This is a genomic window from Methylobacterium tardum, assembly GCF_023546765.1.
GTDB lineage: Bacteria > Pseudomonadota > Alphaproteobacteria > Rhizobiales > Beijerinckiaceae > Methylobacterium > Methylobacterium tardum.
Genome location: NZ_CP097484.1, coordinates 6266849 through 6287229, shown reverse-complemented (window position 1 = coordinate 6287229; position 20381 = coordinate 6266849). Strand labels below are relative to the sequence as shown.

The 20381-nt window shown below is 68.0% G+C and carries 15 protein-coding genes and 1 pseudogene; 6 read left to right on the top strand and 10 right to left on the bottom strand.

Annotation, left to right across the window (positions count from 1 at the left end; translation table 11 throughout):
- Positions 1-151: 151 nt before the first annotated feature.
- On the bottom strand, positions 152-1648 hold the full coding sequence (tcuA, locus tag M6G65_RS30065) for an FAD-dependent tricarballylate dehydrogenase TcuA (RefSeq protein ID WP_250103243.1): 1497 nt from the start codon (positions 1646-1648) through the stop codon (positions 152-154).
- Positions 1649-1763: 115 nt separating this feature from the next.
- Here tcuA and M6G65_RS30060 point away from each other — a divergent pair, with 115 nt between their 5' ends.
- Positions 1764-2417: a GntR family transcriptional regulator gene (locus M6G65_RS30060; protein ID WP_238194875.1), complete on the top strand. Its 654-nt coding sequence runs from the start codon at positions 1764-1766 to the stop codon at positions 2415-2417.
- Between the two features lie 13 nt (positions 2418-2430).
- On the opposite strand, the gene tcuC is transcribed toward M6G65_RS30060, so the two are convergent.
- The 9 genes and pseudogenes from tcuC to M6G65_RS30015 form a co-directional block, all read right to left on the bottom strand.
- Positions 2431-3738, bottom strand: a complete 1308-nt coding sequence (tcuC, locus tag M6G65_RS30055; protein WP_238194874.1) for an MFS transporter — start codon at positions 3736-3738, stop codon at positions 2431-2433.
- Between the two features lie 24 nt (positions 3739-3762).
- Positions 3763-5145, bottom strand: coding sequence for a 2-hydroxycarboxylate transporter family protein (locus M6G65_RS30050; RefSeq protein ID WP_238194873.1), 1383 nt, complete (start codon positions 5143-5145; stop codon positions 3763-3765).
- Between the two features lie 318 nt (positions 5146-5463).
- On the bottom strand, positions 5464-7065 hold the full coding sequence (locus tag M6G65_RS30045) for a porin (RefSeq protein ID WP_238194872.1): 1602 nt from the start codon (positions 7063-7065) through the stop codon (positions 5464-5466).
- Positions 7066-7725: 660 nt separating this feature from the next.
- Positions 7726-9333: a porin gene (locus M6G65_RS30040; RefSeq protein WP_250103242.1), complete on the bottom strand. Its 1608-nt coding sequence runs from the start codon at positions 9331-9333 to the stop codon at positions 7726-7728.
- 957 nt (positions 9334-10290) lie between these two features.
- Positions 10291-11939 (bottom strand): annotated as a pseudogene (locus M6G65_RS30035) (porin).
- A gap of 387 nt (positions 11940-12326) precedes the next feature.
- Complete coding sequence (locus M6G65_RS30030) at positions 12327-13016, bottom strand: metal ABC transporter permease (RefSeq protein WP_238194869.1); 690 nt, start codon at positions 13014-13016, stop codon at positions 12327-12329.
- A gap of 113 nt (positions 13017-13129) precedes the next feature.
- The gene (locus M6G65_RS30025; protein WP_238194957.1) at positions 13130-13495 is read right to left on the bottom strand and encodes a winged helix-turn-helix domain-containing protein; all 366 of its coding nucleotides are present in this window, start codon (positions 13493-13495) and stop codon (positions 13130-13132) included.
- Positions 13492-14100, bottom strand: a complete 609-nt coding sequence (locus tag M6G65_RS30020; RefSeq protein ID WP_238194868.1) for a HupE/UreJ family protein — start codon at positions 14098-14100, stop codon at positions 13492-13494. The genes M6G65_RS30025 and M6G65_RS30020 overlap by 4 nt, the downstream gene beginning before the upstream one ends.
- Before the next feature lie 70 nt (positions 14101-14170).
- On the bottom strand, positions 14171-14734 hold the full coding sequence (locus M6G65_RS30015; RefSeq protein ID WP_238194867.1) for a PilZ domain-containing protein: 564 nt from the start codon (positions 14732-14734) through the stop codon (positions 14171-14173).
- Between the two features lie 349 nt (positions 14735-15083).
- Here M6G65_RS30015 and M6G65_RS30010 point away from each other — a divergent pair, with 349 nt between their 5' ends.
- From M6G65_RS30010 to M6G65_RS29990, 5 genes are read left to right on the top strand one after another with little or no spacing between them, the layout of a single operon-like run.
- Entirely contained in the window at positions 15084-16571 is a 1488-nt protein-coding gene (locus M6G65_RS30010; RefSeq protein WP_250103241.1) for an ABC transporter substrate-binding protein, read from the top strand.
- The gene (locus M6G65_RS30005; RefSeq protein ID WP_238194865.1) at positions 16571-17515 is read left to right on the top strand and encodes an ABC transporter permease; all 945 of its coding nucleotides are present in this window, start codon (positions 16571-16573) and stop codon (positions 17513-17515) included. The genes M6G65_RS30010 and M6G65_RS30005 overlap by 1 nt, the downstream gene beginning before the upstream one ends.
- Positions 17512-18441: an ABC transporter permease gene (locus tag M6G65_RS30000; RefSeq protein ID WP_238194864.1), complete on the top strand. Its 930-nt coding sequence runs from the start codon at positions 17512-17514 to the stop codon at positions 18439-18441. The genes M6G65_RS30005 and M6G65_RS30000 overlap by 4 nt, the downstream gene beginning before the upstream one ends.
- Positions 18438-19454 carry an ABC transporter ATP-binding protein gene (locus M6G65_RS29995; RefSeq protein ID WP_238194863.1) on the top strand — a complete coding sequence of 339 codons (1017 nt, stop codon included), beginning with the start codon at positions 18438-18440 and terminating at the stop codon, positions 19452-19454. Before M6G65_RS30000 ends, M6G65_RS29995 begins: the two co-directional genes overlap by 4 nt.
- Entirely contained in the window at positions 19451-20377 is a 927-nt protein-coding gene (locus M6G65_RS29990; RefSeq protein ID WP_238194862.1) for an ABC transporter ATP-binding protein, read from the top strand. The genes M6G65_RS29995 and M6G65_RS29990 overlap by 4 nt, the downstream gene beginning before the upstream one ends.
- The last annotated feature ends 4 nt before the right edge of the window (positions 20378-20381 follow it).

Genomic DNA, 20381 nt, shown 5'->3' with positions numbered 1-20381 from the left:
GGCCCTGTCGGCGTGTCTGGATTCCGGGCTCGCCTGCGGCGTCTTGGAATGACGGCGGGCACAATGGTCCGGCCGCATCGCTTCATCCGCGAAGCGGGCCCTCGGAAGCGGGCCGGAGCAAGGTTGGTGGCGCTGAAGCCCGTGTTCCCGATCAGCCCTTCGCCCCCGCGGCAGCGCCGTAGCCCGCCCGCCGGCCGAACACGACGCCGGAGGTCAGCCCCGAGCCGCCGGGATAGCCGTTGAAGAACACGCCGCCGACCATCTCGCCGCAGGCGTAGAGCCCGGGGATCGTGGTTCCGTCCTCGCGCTTCACGCCGCCGTCGTCGCCGACCTCGACGCCGCCATAGGTGAACGTGATCCCGCCGGTGACCGGGTAGGCCTTGAACGGTCCCGTCTCGATCTTCTGCGCCCAGTTCGATTTCGGCAGAGGGAGCCCCTTCGTGCCGCGCCCGTCCTTCACGGTCGGGTCGAACGGCACATTCTCGTCCACGGCGGCGTTGAACGCCGCGATGGTCTGCACGGCCGCGTCCCGATCGATGCCGTCGAGCTTGTCGAGCAGCCCGTCCAGGGTGTCGGCCTCGACGAAGTGGGCATCGTGGAACCGGTACTCGCTGTAGAGCAGGTGATCGACCTTGGCGTCGAAGATCTGCCACGCCACGTGCCCGGGCTGCTCCATGATCGAGCGACCGAACTGGGCGTAGGTGTAGTTGCGAAAATTCTTGCCTTCGTCGACGAACCGCTCGCCGTTCGCGTTCAGCATCAGCCCCAGGAAGTAGCAGATCTTCCGGTAGTGCTTGCGCTCGCCGTGCGGCAGATCGAGGTTGCCGTATTCCGGCATGTGCAGATCCATCGGCGTGGCGTGGCAGCCGCCGTAGAAGCCGTGTGCCTTCGCCCCGAGGGCCAGCGCCATCTCGAGACCGTCACCCTGGTTGTGTGGCGTGCCGCGGACCCGGGCCTTGTCCCAGCCCGCGCCGATGAAGCGCGTCCGCAACGCGGCGTTCGACTCGAAACCGCCGCAGGCGAGCACCACCGAGGCGGCGCGGAACGCGCCCTTCGGGGTCTCCACGCCGACCACGCGCCCGTCCTCGACAATGAGCCCGGTGGCGGGACAGCCGTAGCGGATCTCACCGCCGGCCTTGGTAAAGGCCTCCAGCTCGGTCCGGGCGAGGCCGAAACCTTCGTCGTGGGTGGCAAGCGTCAGGCCGCCCCAGAAGACGAAGCGTCCGTCCTTCTCGAACGATTGCCGGGAATAGATCGGCTCGAACTTCACCCCCTGCGTCGCGAGCCAGCGCAGAGCCGCGCCGCTCTCGCCGATCAGGATGCGCTGCTCGCGCGACAGCGGCCGGCCATCGTTGAAGCCGAGTAGATCCTCCTCGAACTTCTGCGCCGTGTAGGCGCCGAAATCGGTGCGCGGCAGGCGCGGATCCTCGGGGTCGACCAGCAGCGGGATCAGGTCGTCGTTTCCCTCGTAGACGAAGCGCATGGCGCCGGCCGTGTAGGCGGTGTTGCCGCCTGCCAGATCCTGCTCGGCCTTCTCGATCATCAGCACCGAAGCGCCGCGCTCCAGGGCAGCGAGGCCGGCGCTCATGGCGGCGTTGCCGGACCCGACCACCACCACATCCCAATGATCATCACCCGGACGCTGCATGCCTGCCTCCTCCCAACGAACGGCTTTCACAGCATTGTATACGCCTGCATGCAATCTGTCGCAAGCATTTCGGACCGCGCGGTTTCGCGCTATGGCCAAGCTGAGGAGAGCCGGGATGAAGGCCAGCGAAGCGGAGCGCTCCAGCGGCGCCGGCGCCTATGAGCGGCTGCTGCGCGCGATCGAGGAGGGCGAGCTCGCCCCGGGGAGCCGGCTGCGTGAGGCGGAGCTCGCCGAGCGCTTCCAGATCAGCCGCACGCCGGTGCGCGAGGCGCTCGGTCGTCTGGAGGCGCAGGGCCTCGTCGCGCACGAGCCGCACCGGGGCGCCAGCGTGGCGCAGCTCGACTACGGTCAGGTGAGCGAGCTCTACGATCTGCGTGAGGTGCTGGAAGGGACCGCCGCACGCCTCGCGGCGATCCACGCCAGCACGGTCGAGACCGAGATCTTGGAGGAGATGGTCGCCCGGGACCGGACATTGCTGGGGGACGCGCCAGCGCTGGCGCGCACCAACCGCCAGTTCCACCGCCAGATCCACGGGGCGGCGCGCAACCGCTTCCTGCAGGGCACGCTGGAGACGATGCGCCTGTCGCTGGTGCTGCTGCCGGGCGCCACCACGCTGGCGGCGCCCGATCGCGCCGCGGAATCCCTCGCCGAGCACGCCGCCATCGTGGCGGCGATCCGCGCCCATGACGCGGACGGCGCCGAGGCGGCCGCCCGGGCCCATATCCGGGCCGCCTTCAAGGCCAGGATCCGGATCTGGCAGGAGGCCTGAGCGGCCTCAGCCCTCAGGCGTGGGCGGGGGCTCGTTCGACCCGCGGACCGCTCCGGAACAGCGCGAGCGTCGCGACGATGCCGCAGGCGGCCGCCGCCATGAGCCAGTAGCTCGGCGCCGCCCGGTCGCCGGTCGTCTGGATCAGGTAGGTCGAGACCATCGGTGTGGCCGTGCCGAACAGCGCGGTGGCAAGGCTGTAAGCCAGCGAGAAGCCGCTCGCTCGGACATGGGCCGGCACCACCTCGGAGAGCGAGACCACCATGGCACCGTTGTAGACGCCGAAGAAGAACGAGAACCACAGCTCGACGGCGAGCATCTTGCCGAAGGTCGGGTCGGCCACGAGCCAGTGCAGGGCCGGGTAGGTCGTCAGCAGCGACAGGGTCGAGATCGTCAGCAGCACCGGCTTGCGTCCGATCGCGTCCGACAGGGCCCCGCCCACCGGCAGCCAGACGAAGTTGGTGATCGCCACGAACAGCGTCACGATCAGGCTGTCGGTCTCGGTGAGCTTGAGGACGTTCTTGCCGAAGGTCGGGGTGTAGACGGTGATCATGTAGAACGTCACCGTGGTCATCGTGGTCAGCATCATGCCGAGCAGCACGATCCGCCAATTGGCCGCCACCGTGGTCAGGATCTCGCGGGTGCTCGGATGGCGGGTCCGCTTGGCGAATTCCTGCGTCTCTTGGAGCGAGCGCCGGATGAAGAAGATGAACGGCACGATCAGGCATCCGATGAAGAACGGGATGCGCCAGCCGAAATCGCCGAGCTGCTGTTTGGTCAGGAACGCGTTCAGCCCGTAGCCGATCAGGGCGGCGAACATGATTGCCACCTGCTGGCTCGCCGACTGGAACGAGGTGTAGAAGCCGCGCCGGCCCGGTGTGGCGATCTCGAACAGGTAGATCGACACGCCGCCAATCTCGACGCCGGCCGAGAAGCCTTGCAGCAGGCGCCCGGCGAGCACGATCAGCGGCGCGGCGATGCCGATGGTGTCGTAGCTCGGGCAGAAGGCGATGAGCACGGTGCCGCTCGCCATGATCGCGAGCGTGATGATCAGGCCCTTCCGGCGGCCGATCCGGTCGATATAGGCGCCCAGCACGATCGCCCCGAGCGGCCGCATCAGCGCCCCGAGCCAGAAGGTGCCGAAGGTCAGGAGCAGCTCGGTGGTCTCGTTGCCCGACGGGAAGAACGCCCGCGCGATATACGTGGCGTAGAACCCGAACAGGAAGAAGTCGAACATCTCCAGGAAGTTGCCGCTGGTCGAGCGGAGGATCGCCCCGATCCTGGACTTGAGCGTGGCCTCGACGGCCCCCGGATCTCCGGCCATGACGCAATCCTCTCTGGGTGCCGCTCAGGCACCGATCCACTTCATGGCGATGATCGTGCCGGTCACGGTCAGCGCGCCGCCGATCCGGGTGGCGATCTGCGCGAACGGCATCAGCGCCATGCGGTTCGCCGCCGTGAGGATCGCCACGTCGCCGGTGCCGCCCTGGCCGCTGTGGCAGGCGTTCACGATCGCGGTCTCGATCGGGTACATGCCGAGCCAGCGCCCGACGAAGAAGCCGACGGTCATCAGCGTCACCACGGTCGACACGATGGTGATCAGGTTCACCAGGGTGAAGGCGGCCATCAGCTCGTGCCAGGGTGTGAGCGCCACGCCGATGGCGAAGAGCAGCGGGTAGGTCATCGAGACCTGCACGAACTTGTAGACGACGAAGCCGCCGGCCTGGAGATGGGGCGACACCGCGCTGGCGAGCTTGGCGAACACGGCCAGGAACAGCATCGCCACCGGCGCCGGCAGGCCGACGAGGTGGTGGGCCATCACGCCGAGCAGGTAGAGGGTGATCGCCGTGAGCCCGGCCGCGCCGATCGTGGCGGGATCGATCTGTCCCCTGGCTGCCTCGGCCCTGGCCTGCGCGTCGCTCGACTTGATCCCGTCCGAGTCGGGCTGGAGCCGCCCCTCGCCGGTAAGGTGCGGGTAGCGCTTGCCGACCGAGTTGAGCGTGCCCGACAGGATGATGGCCGTGAGGGAGCCCAGCATCACCGGCGGCAGCACCTGGGCGAAGACCACGCCCTGCTGCATCCCCAGAATCGCCGCGTAGCCGATGGAGAGCGGGATCGCCCCCTCGCCGACGCCGCCCGCCATGATCGGCACGACGATGAAAAAGAACGTCTTGTAGGGGCCGAGACCGAGCAGCGTGCCGACCAGCGTGCCGACGAGGGCCGCCGCCACCGATCCGAGCGCGAGCGGCGCGAAAATCTTGAGGAAACCCTTGATCAGGACCTCACGGTCCATGCCGAGGATCGAGCCGACGATGATCGTGGCGATGTAGATGTAGAGGAAGTTGGTGAACTTGGTGAAATCGGTGATCGCCTTCACCATCTGCGGCGGCACCAGCGCGTAGTAGACCAGCGCCGAGGGGATGAAGGTCGCGAAGATCGCGCCGGCGCCGATGTTCTTCAGGATCGGGATCCGCTTGCCGATCTCCGCACAGGTAAAGCCGCCCATCACCAGCACGGCGATCATCGTCGGCCCGTCGGGCTTGATCTCGCCCTCCTGAACCAGAACGGCGATGAGGATCGCCAGAACGGCGAAGATCGGCAGCGGTATGATGCCGATCTTGAGGTCGATGAGGCGCCACCAGCCCTCCGGCCAGAACCGGGCCGCGCGCCCCTCGGACGACGGGCTCTCGACCGGGGCTGGGATCGGCCTCGGCGACGCGGTGCTGGTCATGGACGTCCCCCGGATGTCTGCCCGCGCGCCGGCAGTCTCGACCCCGGTCTCGCGGCGGCCGAAATCCGCCTCGGCCCGTCAAGGCCCGTTCGGGCGGCGGAAATAAAGTGACATTCGGCGTATCAGCGCTGGCGGGGGGCGGCAACGCGCGGCCGGGAACAAAGCGCGCGACCTGTTCCGTGAACAGGGATTAAAAGTTGCGGACACAACGTTCGCAGCTTCTTTGTACGTGCAACCTGCTGCGAGTGGTCCGGCTTGAGGCCGGACCCCGACGTGATGTGCCGGCGCTGAGACAAAATCCCGGCGCGGGCGCAGGGTTCAGAAGTCGCGCTGGACGCGGAAGCGGATCTGCGTCAGCGAATCCTGCGTCGCGGTGCGTGGCACGAAGGCGCCGCTGTTGATCCCCGCGACGTTGGCGTATGCCGTCGGGCTCTTGTCGGAGTCGATGACCCGGCCACTCTTCACGCCGACCTGCGTGTAGAACGCCTCGACGCCGATATCGAGATCGCTCACCGGCGACCAGATCAGGCTGCCGCCGACCACGAACTGATAGGTGTCGCGCAGCGCTTCGCTCAACTGGTAGAAGCGGGTGCCGGGTACGCCGACGGCGCTGGATCCGAACGCGTTGGCGCCGTTCGGATTCAACAGGCCGAAGAGCGCGCCCTGGGCGAGACGGGCGCTCCGGGCGAAGTCCAGCTCGCCGTAGGACCCGAACAGCGCCGAACGCCATTCCGGCGACCAGTAATGCAGGTACGAGGCGACCGTCGAGAAACCCGCAGACGTCTGGAGTTGTCCGGTGAACGGATTGATCGTCGCGTCGGCGAAGGGCTGGTTGAACTTCTGACCGTCCCAGCCGCTGTTGGCCTGCGCGTAGCAACCGGCCACCATGCAGTATCCGATATACATCTGCCCGCCCTTGGCATACGCGCCCTGCAGGTAGAGGGCGTCGCCGGCGCTGATGGCGGGCGCATTGATCTTCACGCCACCCTGCACGGCCCAGCCCTGGACCGAGTTGGTGTGCGGGATCCCGGTCAGCACGCCGCCCGCGCCCGCCGCCGCCGCGGTGCTCAGGTTACCGACGTTGATCTCGTGCGTCGCGGCCGAGAGCTGGGCGGAGCCCCAGGCCTGATCGACGCGCAGGGCGGCGACGAAGTCGGGAAGCCGCGAGCGCTGGACGCTGTCGACGTTGCCGAAGCGGGACGGGATGCCGTCGGCGTAGCCGACGTAAACGGGGCTAACCGCGGGGGTGCTGCCAGTCGGCGCGAAGACCGGCGAGCGGGTGAAGACCGGATCCTCGATCGACAGGGTCGCCGAGAGGCCGTTGCCGAAGGTCGCCGTGTAGGCGAGCAGGTTGGTCGACGAATTATCCGAGCCGGCGGTGGCACCGTAGAACTCGAAATCGTGGGCGTAGAAATCGAAGAACGACGACGCACGACCGGCGGTGAGGCCGGCGAACTGGATGAACGCCTTGTCGACGTTTACATATTGCTGCGACCGTCCCCGCTCGTCCACGCCGACGGCGCCGTAGGCTTGGGCGATGCGCAGCTGCGTGCCCGAATGGATGGTCCCGGTGCGCGACGCGGCCTCGAGGCGGGCGAAGGCGCGCAGGGTGCCGTAGGCGGTCTGCGTGCGGGCATCGAGGTTGATGCGGAGCTGCCCCCTGTAGCCCGACGTGTCGCCGCCACTGCCCGCCTGCCGGCTGTAGCTGGTCTGGTAGCCGGCCTCGTACCGGGCGCGTCCCGAGATACGCAGGCAGGTGTCGGTGCCGGGAATGTAGAAGAAGCCGGCGCCGTAGGCGGTGCAGACACGGACGTACTCGATCGGAACCGCCTTCTTCACCGGAAGATCGGCGGCGTGTGCGGCACCCATGACCGCCAAGGTAGCGGCGGACCCGAACAGAAAACGCTTGAACAAACGCATTGTGACCCCCAGTCTTTCGAGTATGACAGCAGCTTCGCGAGACCTTGTTCCGATCCGAGAAGATCTTTCCGCGTCTCATCCTGCTTGCAGGAGATGTTTTCTGCTTTCATCGCGCTGAAATCATCTTCACTGGTACGCTGCAATGCTCTTGTGAGGGCATCAACGGGGAACCCAGAGTTTATAAACATTGATCCGATCTTGTTGCAGGCGCGCAACATAATTGATTAGCACTACGTCGGTTGCGATCATCGATGCTGTAATGATAGGTGCATTCGCAACGTGTTGATCTGACCTGGAATGCGCCGGACGAATGCGCATTCGTGTTTTTATTATTGTTGTTTCGGAAGCAGCGCCTCCTGGTCACAGCAGCCGGAACTTGCGACCGGCCGGCCGATCATTCGGCTATTCGGGCGGTCCTCCGCCGGGCTCCGGCCTACGTGGACGGCCTGCGATTCGCGCGGGGCGTCAGACGCTGGCCATTGATCGCGCGGGCACGAAACCAGTGGCCGAGGGCCGGAGCGCATGCCTCTGCCGCTGGATCAGAGCCGGTCAGTGCCACCCCGTGGAACGCCAAAAAGAGCCCGGCACGGAGCCGGGCTTCGAAGTCATCCTGCACGGGGGCCGGCACCAGGGCTGAGGCTCCGGCGCCGGCGTTGCGGATCAGAAGTCGCGCTGCACGCGGAGACGGACCTGCGAGACCGAGTCCTGCGTCGCGGTGCGCGGCACGAAGGTGCCGTTGTTGATGCCGGCGACGTTCGCGTAGGCGGTCGGGCTCTTGTCGAGGTCGATCGCGCGGCCGCTCTTCACGCCGACCTGCATGTACAGAGCCTCGACACCGATATCGAGGTCGCGCACCGGCGACCAGATCAGGCTGCCGCCCGCCACGAACTGGTAGGTGTCGCGTAAGGCCTGACTCAGCTGGTAGAACCGCGTGCCCGGCACGCCGACGCCGTTGGACCCGAAGCTGTTGGCGCCGTTCGGATTCACGGCATTGAAGATCAGGCCCTGGGCCGTGCGCGCGCTGCGGGTGAAATCCTGCTCTCCGTAGGCACCGAAGATGGCAGAGCGCCATTCGGGCGACCAGTAGTGCAGATACGATGCAACCGCCGAGAAGCTGGTCGATGTCTGCAGCTGGCCGGTGAACGGGTTTATGGTCGCATCCGCGAAGGTCTGCCCGATCTTCTGAAGCTGGATCAGGGTGTTGACCTGAGTATAGCAGCCCGTGAAGGCACAGTAACCGGTGTACATCTGGGCGCCATCCGCGTAGGCGCTCTGGAGATACAGGGCATCGCCCGGGGCGATGAATGGCGTGTTGATCTTCAGGCCGCCTTGGACCGCCCAGCCTTCGACACTCTTGGTATGAGCGATGCCGGCGGTCACGCGGCTCGCAGCCGGCAGCGGTGCCGCCGTGGTCAGGTTTCCGGTGTTCAGCTCATGGGCCGCGGCTGAGATCTGCGCGGAACCCCAGGCTTGGTCGACACGCAGGGCGGCGACGAAGTCCGGCAGGCGCTCGCGCTGGATGTCGCCGATGACGCTGTAGCTGGACGGAGCACCGTTGGTGTAGCCCACGAAGACGGGGCTGACTGGCGCGGTACCGGCCGCCGGCGAGAAGACCGGGCTGCGGCGGAAGACCGGGTCTTCGATCGAGAGCGTCGCCGAGAGGCCGTCGCCGATCGTGGCCGTGTAGGCGAGCAGGTTGGTCGATGACACATCCGAGCCCATCGTGGCGCCGGCGATCTCGAAGTCGTGGGCGTAGAAGTCGAAGAACGAGGAGGCGCGACCGGCGGTCAGGCCGGCGAACTGGATGAACGCCTTGTCGACGTTCACGTATTGCTGCGCGTGGCCGGCCTGATCGACGCCCGTGGCATCGTAGGCCTGCCCGATCCGCGCCTGAGTGCCGGAGCGGTCGTAGCCGGTGCGCGAACCGGCATCGAGGCGGACGAAGGCGCGCAGGGTGCCGTAGGCGGTCTGGGTGCGGGCATCGAGGTTGATGCGCAGACGAGCCTGGTAACCCGCGTCGTCGCCCGCGTTCGTGCCGGCCTGACGCGTATAGACGGTTCTGTAGCCGCCCTCGAACCGGGCGCGTCCCGAGACGCGCAGGCAGGTGTCGGTGCCAGGAATGTAGAAGAAGCCGGCGCCGTAGGCGGTGCAGACGCGGACGTACTCGATCGGAACCGCCTTCTTCACCGGAAGATCGGCGGCGTGCGCGGCACCCACGGCCGCGAACGCGGCTGCGGACCCGAGCAGCGAGCTCTTCAAGAGCGTCATAGATATCTTCAAAGCTTCGAGACCCGATGACACCATTCATTGAACACAGATGTGCTTTGAATGGCACTTTATAACCTGATCAACATCGTATCTGATGTGATCATCAGGCCTCTCGCGTCCGAGATGCCGTTTGCAGCGGCACAATGTTTGATCAAACACGACATGATCAACTCTGAATCGTCTATGTCGTTTCTTCTTGTTGATTTTTGTTGCCTCACAGCCACAGATCGAGTCGAATGACCAGAATTACTTCTAAGACGGATTAATTTTACTACAGAGATGTCGCCTACTATATCTAACTTATCTATGCGTGATCGAGATTGATCACAGAAGATCTAGATAGCCATGGCGGCGTTTCGCCATCGCGCACGAATGGGCACTGAGACGGGCTGCGGCGCCTCGGATTTCGGGGATGGGCGGCGCCGTTATGGCACCCGGTGCCACGCCGGGACGACGACTCGGCGCGAGGCCAGCCGAATCGGCGAATCGATCAGCACGACGCCCCGACCCGATCGCGGACCGGTCGGCGCTCCAGCGAGATGGATTCCGATTAAGATGGTCGGGGCGCATCGCGCGGCTCCCACCAAACGCCCGGGCGGATCGCGTTCGGCTTGGACGCCGCAACAGGGGTGATTGGCCGGTTCGCTCTTGCGGCCGCACGGCGAGGACTGCTCGGCGCCGACGCGGTCGCGACGGATGCGGCTTTACGCGATCCGGGTGCACCGCAGCCTCAAGGCGCGGCAGCTCGGCGGCAGAAGGGAAACGGGCGGCCGGAGGCCGGCATCCGGGACACGGTCACGGCCCACCGGATCCGCCCGATGCGCAGGCTCGGTCTCCCAGCATCGCGTGGGGCCATCCTGCGAAGGGCCGCGCGCACAGAAAAAGGCCCGGCCGAAGCCGAGCCTTGAGGTCCGTGCAGCACGGGAACCGCCGGGGCCGTGACCCCGGCGTTGTCGATCAGAAGTCGCGCTGGACGCGGAAGCGGACCTGCGAGACCGAGTCCTGCGAGGCGGTGCGCGGGACGTAGCTGCCGTTGTTGATCTGGGTGACCAGGTTGTAGGCGCCCGGGTTCTTGTCGAGGTCGATCGCGCGGCCGTTCTTCAGGCCGATCTGCGTGTAGAAGCCCTCCACGCCGATATCGAGGTCCTTGACCGGCGACCAGATGATGCTGGCACCCGCCACGAACTGGTAGGTGTCGCGCAGCGCCTGGCTGAGCTGGTAGAACCGGGTGCCCGGAACGCCGACGGCGTTCGTGCCGAAGCCGGGGGCGCCGGTGAGACCGCTCACGAGGCCGTAGATCGCGCCCTGAGCTGCACGCGCGCTCTGCGAGAAGCTCTGCTCGCCGTAGGAGCCGAAGAAGGCCGAGCGCCACTCCGGCGACCAGTAGTGCAGGTACGACGCGACGGCGGTGAAGCTCTGCGAGGTCTGCAGCTGACCGGTGAACGGGTTGATCGTCGCGTCCGAGAAGTACTGAGCGAACTTCTGGCCCTGGATGGTGGTCGTGCTCTGGATGTAGGAGCCGGTGTAGTTGGAGTAGCCGGTGTAGAGCTGCGCACCGTCGCCGTAGGCGCCCTGCAGGTAGAGGGCGTCGCCCGGGGCGATGAACGGGGTGTTGATCTTCACGCCGCCCTGGATCGCCCAGCCCTGGGTGTTCTTGGTGTGGGCCGGCACCAGGATGGGACCGGTGCCGAGACCGCCGGCATTGGCGGCGCTCGATAGGTTGCCGGCGTTCAGCTCGTGGGTGGCGGCCGAGAGCTGGGCCGAACCCCAGGCCTGGTCGAGGCGCACGACGCCGACGAAGTCGGGCAGGCGCGACTTCTCGATGCTGTCCACCAGCCCGAACCGGCCGGGACCGACGAAAATCGGCGTCGGCTGGACGGTCACGCCAAAGTTCGAGGCGCTGCCGGTGGAGACGGTCGGCGAGACGCCGAACGGCGAGAAGATCGGGGTGCGGCGGAAGACCGGATCTTCGATCGAGATCGTGGCCGACAGGCCGTTGCCGATCGTGGCCGTGTAGGCGAGCAGGTTGGTCGAGAAGATGTCCGAGCCCGCGGTGGCGCCGGCGATCTCGAAGTCGTGGGCGTAGAAGTCGAAGAACGAGGAGGCGCGACCGGCGGTCAGGCCGGCGAACTGGATGAACGCCTTGTCGACGTTCATGTACTGCGAGTCGCGGCCGAACTGGTCGGTGCCGATGCCGGCATAGGCCGGCCGATGCGCTGCTGGGTGCCGGACTGGCCGACGCCGGAATAGCCGGTGCGGGCGCCGGCATCGAGGCGGACGAAGGCGCGCAGGGTGCCGTAGGCGGTCTGGGTGCGGGCATCGAGGTTGATGCGCATCCGGCCCTGGTAGCCCGAGGTGTCGCCGATGTTGTTGCCGTACTGGCGGGAGTAGCTGGTCTGGTAGCCACCTTCGAACCGGGCGCGGCCCGAGATGCGCAGGCAGGTGTCGGTGCCAGGAATGTAGAAGAAGCCGGCGCCGTAGGCGGTGCAGACGCGGACGTACTCGATCGGAACCGCCTTCTTCACCGGAAGATCGGCGGCGTGCGCGGCACCCACGGCCGCGAACGCGGCTGCGGACCCGAGCAGCGAGCTCTTCAAGAGCTTCATAGATATCTCCAAAGCTTCGAGACCCGATGATGCGGACGTGCCCGGTTTTCCGGGTCTAGCCGCACGTTCTGTAGGTTTGGCCTGCGTCTTGAGCGGCAGGCTCCTGCGGGCTCTCGCTTGGCGATGCCCCCGTGCACCCTCACCATGTGCGAACGGGTTTCGGCCGGCAACGAGGATTCTGATCTGGCTTGGCTGTTCCGACGCGATGTTGCCGCCTGGCAACAATTTTGGGGCGAGTTAGCCGGCAATTCCCCAATCGCCGCAGCCGGATGCCAATTCGACGTGCGTCTCTGGCGCGTTTTCGGTCACGAAATGCCCGGCCTCCCGTTTCCGGCAGGCCGGGCGCGATTCGCGGGCGGCGCCCGCACGCTCATCAGCCGCGACGGGTCACATCGGCGGCGTCAGGCCGTCCTTGCCGACGGCCACGCGGCGGGCCGTGATCGTGCCGTCAGTGTCGCGCCCCACCACAACGAAGGCTTTGGCGCCGGCAGTCAGGGCGGCCTTGTCGGCCGGCTCGAAGGTCACCACCGGCGCCTGGGGCGGAACCAGGATCTGGATGGACTGGCCCTGCCCGTAATCCACCGTGAGGGTCCGCTCCGCGCCGCCGCCGCTGGCCTTGACGGTGCCGTTTGTCATGCTGCTCTTCACACGAGGGGCGTCCGGTGCGGTGGAGGCCGACGCAGCCGTCACGGTGCCGTTGGTCATGGCGCTCTTGACCTGGGAGCCACCGGCGGTCCGGTCGGGGATCATGTCCCAATCGTAGTGCCCCTCCCCGGTACCGCGCATCGCCTCGGGAAAGAGAACGACCTCCAGCGCCACCGGAGGCTCGCCCTTCGTGGCGGTGCCGATGAACACGCCGTCCTTGATCTGATCGAGTTGGGCCGGCACGACCCACGAGAATTTGGCGTCCGAGGCAAGCGCGATCCGCTCGGACTTGCCGTCGGCCGTGTTCAGCGTGAATCCGTTGCCGTCAGCCGCCTCGATCGTTCCGCGCAGGCGCTCGACCTTCGCGGCGGCCTGCGCTCCGGTCGCGGCGGTCAGCAGGCCCGCCAGGGCGAGCATAAAGAGTTTCGACATCATGGGGTCCCTTCGCCGGCAGGATTGCCGCGGCGGGCGGGACCTGGGGCAGGAAGCGTCGGCGTCAGCCCCAGCGGCCCTGTGACATCGCGACCGGTTTGGGGGACGGACGCTCAGCCGGGTTGCCGAAGCCTTGCCAGAAACGGCGCGGCCGACGCCTCCGCGGCCGCCTCGATGGCCCGGTACTGCGCCACCACCGCGCCGCCGAACGCCGAGAGCCGAGCGCCGCCGCCGGTCCGACCGCCGGTCTGCGCCTCGACGACCGGGCGGCCGAAACCCGTGTTCATCGCTTCCACGAGGAGCCACGCCCGCCGGTACGACATGCCCAGCGCCCGGCCCGCGGCCGAGATCGAGCCGTGCTCCGCGATCAACTCCAAGAGGCGGACCTTGCCGGGCCCAAGACGGTGCCCGGGCCCGAAATCGACGCGGATGCTCAGACGCGGCGCGCGCTCCGCAGGGGTGTCGGCGACCGCGCTCAGGCGGGAAGCGCCAGCATGGCGAGCCCGAAAGCGGCGACGCCGGCGCCGAGGACCGGCGCGGTGCGGCCGGCGCCGAGGCGTGCCGCGCCGATCCCAAGGCCGATGCCGGCCGCGTGGAGAAGGGCCGTGGCCGCCAGGAAGCCCAGCCCGAAGGACAGGCCGGAGGCGGTCTCCGGCGTCTCGGCACCGTGGGCGTAGCCGTGGAACACCGCGAACACCCCGACCAGGGCGGCGAGCAGGGCAACCGGCGCCCGCAGGCCGACGATGGCCGCAAGGCCGAAGACGACGATCGAGAGCGCGATCCCGGTCTCGGCATAGGGCAGCGCGATCCCGGCCATGCCGAGCCCGGCCCCCGCGCTCATCAGCGCCAGGAACGCCAGCGGCAGGGCCCAGAGCGCCCGCCCGCCCCGCAGCGCCGCCAGCAATCCGACCGCGACCATCGCCAGGATGTGGTCGGCGCCCATCAGCGGGTGCAGGAACCCGGCTTCCGCACCGGTGGCGACGCCGTGGCCCGGATGCGCGAGCGCCGCCTGCGGCAGCAGCGCGAGCGCGGTCGGGAGCGTAGCCAGAGGAACGGCGAGTCGAGCTTTGAGCAGGCGCTTCATGGGAGATCCTTCGCTGGTCCCGGGCAGATGTAGCGCCGTTTCCACGCCGGTGCGAGGGTCGCCCGCGCCGCTACAGAGTCATCGCCTCGTGGACCGCGCTCGGCTCGAACGGCTCCAGAAAGGCGGCGCCGACTCCATGCGTGAAGTGACGCATCACCCGGGCAAGCTTCCGCCCGACCTGGATTGTTGCGCCGATCTCGAGCGATTGCTCGACCAGCAGCGCGACGCCGGAGGCCGAGATGTTGAGCACGTGACCCGAGACGCCAAGGCCGCCATCCAGTGTGACTTGGACGATCTTCTGCTTCGGCACGATGCGGTGATGGACGCGCACCACCTCGGGCCGCAGATCCTGAGCCCGCGACAGCGCGACGAACTGGCGGGCCAGATCCGTCAACGCCGAGCGGCCGCCCCGGACCGAGACGGTGAATTCCTCACCGACCGCCCGGTCGATCCGCGCCTCGAGAAGGCCGATGTGACGAATGCTGCAGGTGAGATCCTCGCCGGGGCTCAGCCGGGATGAGGACCGGAAGCGGATGCCCTCGGTCGAGACGTCCGTTGTGATGGCGTAGAAATCCCGGCGGCGCTGATTCCAGCACAGGGCAGGCAAGATGACGTGGTGTCGTTGGCCATTCATGCCCTTCAACGCCGTACCCGAAACATAGCTGCGTTGTGCGATGGATCAGCCTGACGAGACATTCATGAGGTCTGTAAAATTGCACTGATCTTCTGTCTCGTGCACGCTGTTCTTTAGATCGCGGTTGCCAGAGGGCTCATTCGGAACCCCAGCGAAAGCAGGCCATCGGCGGCCATCCGCAGCTGCGGCGCAGCCGATCCGATTGCATACAAAATGCATATTGACCGATTGGCATGGATGCTGCCTTGGGATTGTGCATACCACGGCGGCGTACGACACTGCCCGTCGTCGCATGGATCGGTCGCGCCGGTCCCGTCCCACTCCTCGCGCCTGCATCCGGACCGGTCCCATGTTGCGTCTCGCCGCCTGCCTCCTCGCCGGAACCCTCGTCGCCGGGCCCGCCGCGGCGCAGACCCTCCGATACGGCATGATGGAGGATCCGGACGCCCTCGACCCGACGCTCGCCCGCACCTTCGCGAGCCGGATGGTGTTCGCCGCCCTCTGCGACAAGCTCGTGGATATCGGGCCCGACCTGAAGCCGGTGCCGCAGCTCGCGACCTCCTGGGAGCTGTCGCCCGACGAGAAGGCGCTGACCATGCACCTGCGCCCGGGCGTGCTGTTCCAGGACGGCGAGAAGCTCGATGCCGCCGCGGCCAAGTTCTCGATCGAGCGCCACATGAAGATGCCCGGCTCGCAGCGCCGCTCGGAAATCGCGCCGATCGACTCGGTGGATGTCGTCGACGACCTGACTTTCCGCATCAACCTGAAGCAGCCGTTCGCCCCGCTGCTCGCGCAGTTCACCGACCGGGCCGGCATGATGGTCTCGCCCAAGGCCGCCGAACGGCTCGGCGACAAGTTCGCCTCCGCGCCGGTCTGCGCCGGTCCGTACAAGTTCGCCGAGCGGGTGCCTCAGGACCGGATCGTAGTTGAGCGTTTCGCCGACTACTGGAACAAGGACGCGATCAGCATCCAGCGGATTGAGTTCCGGCCGATCCCCGATGCAACGGTGCGGCTCACCAACCTGCGGGCGGGGCAGCTCGACCTGCTGGAGCGGCTCGCCCCCACCGACGTGGCGCAGGTGAAGCGCGACGCCAAGCTGAAGCTCGACTCGACCACCGAGCTCGGCTTCCAGGAGATCCTGTTCAACCCCCACAAGGCCGGCTCGCCGGTCTCGGACCCGAAGGTGCGCGCCGCCTTCGAGGCGGCCATCGACCGCAACGCCATCAATCAGGTGGTCTACAACGGCGAGTTCCTGGCCGGGAATCAGTGGGTCAACCCGAAGAACCCGGACTACGTCAGCGAGTACCCGATCCCCAAGCGGGACGTCGCCAAGGCCAAGGCCCTGCTGGCCGAGGCCGGGAAGCCGAACCCGCAGATCACGCTGACCGTCTACGCCAACAGCGAGTCGCCGCAGGTCGGCCAAGTGATCCAGGCGATGACCAAGGAGGCCGGCTTCGACGTGAAGATCCAGGCGGTGGACTTCACCACCGCGCTCGATGCCGCCGACAAGGGCAATTACGAGGCGCAGCTCTATTCCTGGAGCGGCCGCTCGGATCCGGACGGCAACACGTTCAGCTTCCTGTTTTGCAAGGCGGCGCTGAACTACCCGAAATACTGCAGCCCGGAGGCCGACGCGGCGCTCCAGGCCGAGCGCGGCACCGTCGACCCGGCCAAGCGCAAGGCCGCCTGGAAGGCTCTGGCCGATCACGTGCTGACGGACCGGCCCGGGATCTACATCCTGCACCGCAAGCTGCTCTGGGCCTACAGCCAGAAGCTCACGGGTTTCGTGCCCTATCCGGACGGGCTCGTGCGCTTCACCGGCCTGAAGCTCAACTGATGCTGCGGTTCCTGGCACGGCGCCTCGCCCTGGCGGTCCCGACCCTGATCCTCGCCTCGATGATCATCTTCGCCCTGCAGCAATTGCTGCCGGGCGATGTCGCCACGGCGCTGACCGGCGAGGAGCGCGATCCGCAGGTGATCGCGTTCATCCGCGAGAAGTACCACCTCGATGAGCCCCTGCCGGTGCGCTACGCCTACTGGGCCGGCGGCGTGCTGCGCGGCGATCTCGGCGAGTCGATCCGGCTGCAGAAGCCGGTCTCCGAGCTGATCATCGAGAAGCTGCCGGTGACGCTCGAACTCGCCTGCCTCGCCATGCTGGTGGCGCTCGCCATCGGCGTGCCGATGGGCGTGCTCTCGGCGGTCAAGCGCGGTCAGGCCGCCGACACGATCGCCAACGGCGTGGCCCTCTGGGGCCTGTCGGTGCCGAACTTCTGGCTCGGGATCCTGCTGATCCTGCTGTTCTCGGTGGAGCTGGGCTGGCTGCCGGCCTCGGGCTACGTCTCGCCGTTCGAGAGCCTGTCGGAGAACCTCGCCGCCATGGTGATGCCGGCTTTCGTGCTCGGCAATGCCATCGCGGCGGTGATGATGCGCCACACCCGCGCGGCGATGCTGGGCGTGCTCGGCTCGGATTACGTCCGGACGGCCCGCGCCAAGGGCGTGTCGCCGCTGCGGGTCACCCTGCGGCACGCGCTGCCGAACGCCGCGATCCCGATCATCACCCTCGGGGCGCTGGAATTCGGCCAGCTCCTGTCGGGAGCGGTGCTGACCGAGCAGGTCTTCTCCGTGCCGGGCTTCGGCAAGCTGATGGTCGATGCCGTGTTCAACCGGGATTTCGCCACCGTGCAGGGCGTCGTGATCTGCACCGCCGCCACCTACATCGCCCTCAACCTCGCCGCCGACCTGCTCTCGGCCGCCGTCAACCCGAAGCTGAGGCGGGCATGAGCACCGGCAGCGAGATCGCCCGCGCCGAGGCCGTCGGCCTGGAGACCGCCCCGTCCGGCACACCCACCAACGGGCTCATCCAGGAACCCGGCACCCTCGCGGCCTTCTGGCGGCGCCTGCGCGCGCGCCGGAGCGCGGTCGCGGGCCTCGTCATCGTCGGCCTGCTGGTGCTGATGGCAGCGTTCGCACCCTGGATCGCCCCCTACGACCCCACCGCCACCGACTGGGCCAACGTCCGCGGCGCGCCGAGCCTCGCCCACCCGTTCGGCGGCGACGAGGTCGGGCGCGACGTGCTCGCGCGGATCATCTTCGGCGCCCGCGCCTCGCTCGGCGCCGGCCTCGTCTCGGTGGCGCTGGCCGTCTCCCTCGGCCTGCCGCTGGGGCTGCTCGCCGGCTACGCGGGCGGCTGGATCGACGGCGCGATCTCCCGTCTCACCGACGCGCTGCTCGCGATCCCGTTCCTGATCCTGGCGATCGCGCTCGCCGCCTTCCTCGGCCCGAGCCTCGTCAACGCGATGATCGCCATCGGCCTCTCGGCGACCTCGACCTTCATCCGGCTGACCCGGGCGCAGGTGCGCGCCGTGGCGGCGGAGGAGTTCGTGGAGGCGGCCCGCGCCATGGGCAACCCGCCCTGGCGGATCGCCCGCGTCCACATCCTGCCCAACATCGTGCCGGCGATCCTCGTCCAGGCGACGCTGACCATCGCGGCCGCCATCATCGCGGAGGCGAGCCTGTCGTTCCTCGGCCTCGGCCAGCAGCCGCCCGAGCCCTCCTGGGGGGCGATGCTCAACACCGCCAAGAACTTCATGGACCAAGCCCCCTGGATGGCGATCTGGCCCGGCCTGTCGATCTTCCTGGCGGTGCTCGCCTTCAACCTGTTCGGCGACGGCCTGCGGGACGCCCTCGATCCGAGGCAGCGCACATGACCAAGCCCCTCCTCGACGTCCGCGACTTGGCGGTCGCGTTCGACACCGACGGCGGCGCGGTTCACGCGGTCAACGGCGTCTCTTACACCCTGCACGAGGGTGAGACGCTTGGGATCGTCGGCGAGTCCGGCTCCGGCAAGAGCGTGCACGTGCTGGCCATGCTGGGCCTGATCCCGCGCCCGCCCGGCCGCATCACAGGCGGGCAGGTGCTGTTCGAAGGTCGCGATCTCCTCGCCCTGAAGGAGCGCGAACTGCGAAAAATCCGCGGCGGCGCGATCGGCTTCGTGTTCCAGGATCCGATGAGCTCGCTCAACCCCGGCATGACCGTAGCGGCGCAGATCATCGAGCCCCTGCGCATCCATCTGGGCCTCGATGCCCGCGCGGCCCGCGCCCGGGCGAAGGAGCTGCTCGACCTCGTGCGTATCCCGAACGCGGCCGCGCGCCTCGACCAGTACCCGCACGAATTCTCCGGCGGCCAGCGCCAGCGGGTGATGATCGCCATCGGCCTGAGCTGCCGGCCGAAGCTGCTGATCGCCGACGAGGCGACCACCGCCCTCGACGTCACCGTCCAGGCCGAGATCGTCGCCCTGGTGCAGGAGCTGAAGCGCGAGCTCGGCATGGCGATCATCTGGATCACCCACGATCTCGGCGTGGTGGCGGGGATCAGCGACACCGTGCAGGTGATGTATGCCGGCCGGATCCTGGAGCGCGGCCCGGTCGACGACATCTTTTCGGATCCGCGCAACGCCTACACGCTGGGACTCCTGCGCTCCCTGCCGGATCTCTCCGGCGGCCGCGCCGGGCGCCGCCGCCTTCACCAGATCGAGGGCGCGCCGCCGGACATGCGCCATCTCCCGCCGGGCGACCCGTTCGCGCCGCGCAACGCCTTCGCGACGCAGCGTTGCCGAACCGAGATGCCGCCGCTGGCGCAGGCCCCCGGCGCCGCCCCCGGCCACCTTGTCGCCGCCTGGTACGACCTGCCGAAGCTCCTGAGCCAGGGGGCCTCGCGATGAGCGGGCTGGAGCAACCCATCGTCTCGGTGCGCGACCTGTCCAAGCACTATCCCCTCCGGTCCTGGTGGGGCGGCAAGGGCGCGGTGTTCCGCGCGGTCGAGGGCGTGAGCTTCGACATCCGCCCCGGCGAGACCCTGGGCCTCGTCGGCGAATCCGGCTCCGGCAAGTCGACCATCGGCCGGGCCGTGACCATGCTCAACCCGCCGACCTCGGGCACCATCGCGTTCGAGGGCACCGACCTCGCCAAGCTCTCCGCGGGGGCGATGCGGAAGATGCGGGCGCGGATCCAGACCGTGTTTCAGGATCCCTACGCCGCCCTCAACCCGCGGATGAGCGCTGGAGACTACGTCGCGGAGGCGTTCAAGCTGCACCGGCGCGCCATGCGCGGCCCGGAGCGGCGGGAGGCCGTGGCGGCTTTGTTCCAGCGGGTCGGGCTCGATCCGCGCTTCATGGGCCGCTACCCGCACCAGTTCTCGGGCGGCCAGCGCCAGCGCATCTGCATCGCCCGGGCGATCGCCCTGAAACCCAGTTTCATCGTCGCCGACGAGCCGATCGCGGCGCTCGACGTCTCGATCCAGGCGCAGGTGGTGAACCTGCTCCAGGATCTTCAGGACGAGATGGGCCTGTCCTACCTGTTCATCTCCCACGACCTGCGGATGGTGCGCTACCTCTGCCACCGGGTCGCGGTTCTCTGGCGCGGTCGGATCGTCGAACTCGCCGAGGCCGACGCCCTCTACGAGGATCCGCGCCACCCTTACACCCGCCGTCTGCTCGCCGCGGTGCCGGTGCCGCACCCGGCCGAGGAGCGCGCCCGCCTCGCCGCCCGCGACCTCGCCGGCCACGATCAGCCGCCCGACGGGCCGCTCACCGAGGTGGCGCCGGGGCATTGGGTGGCGCTGCCGGGCGGCGGCCCTGTTGAGTAGGACG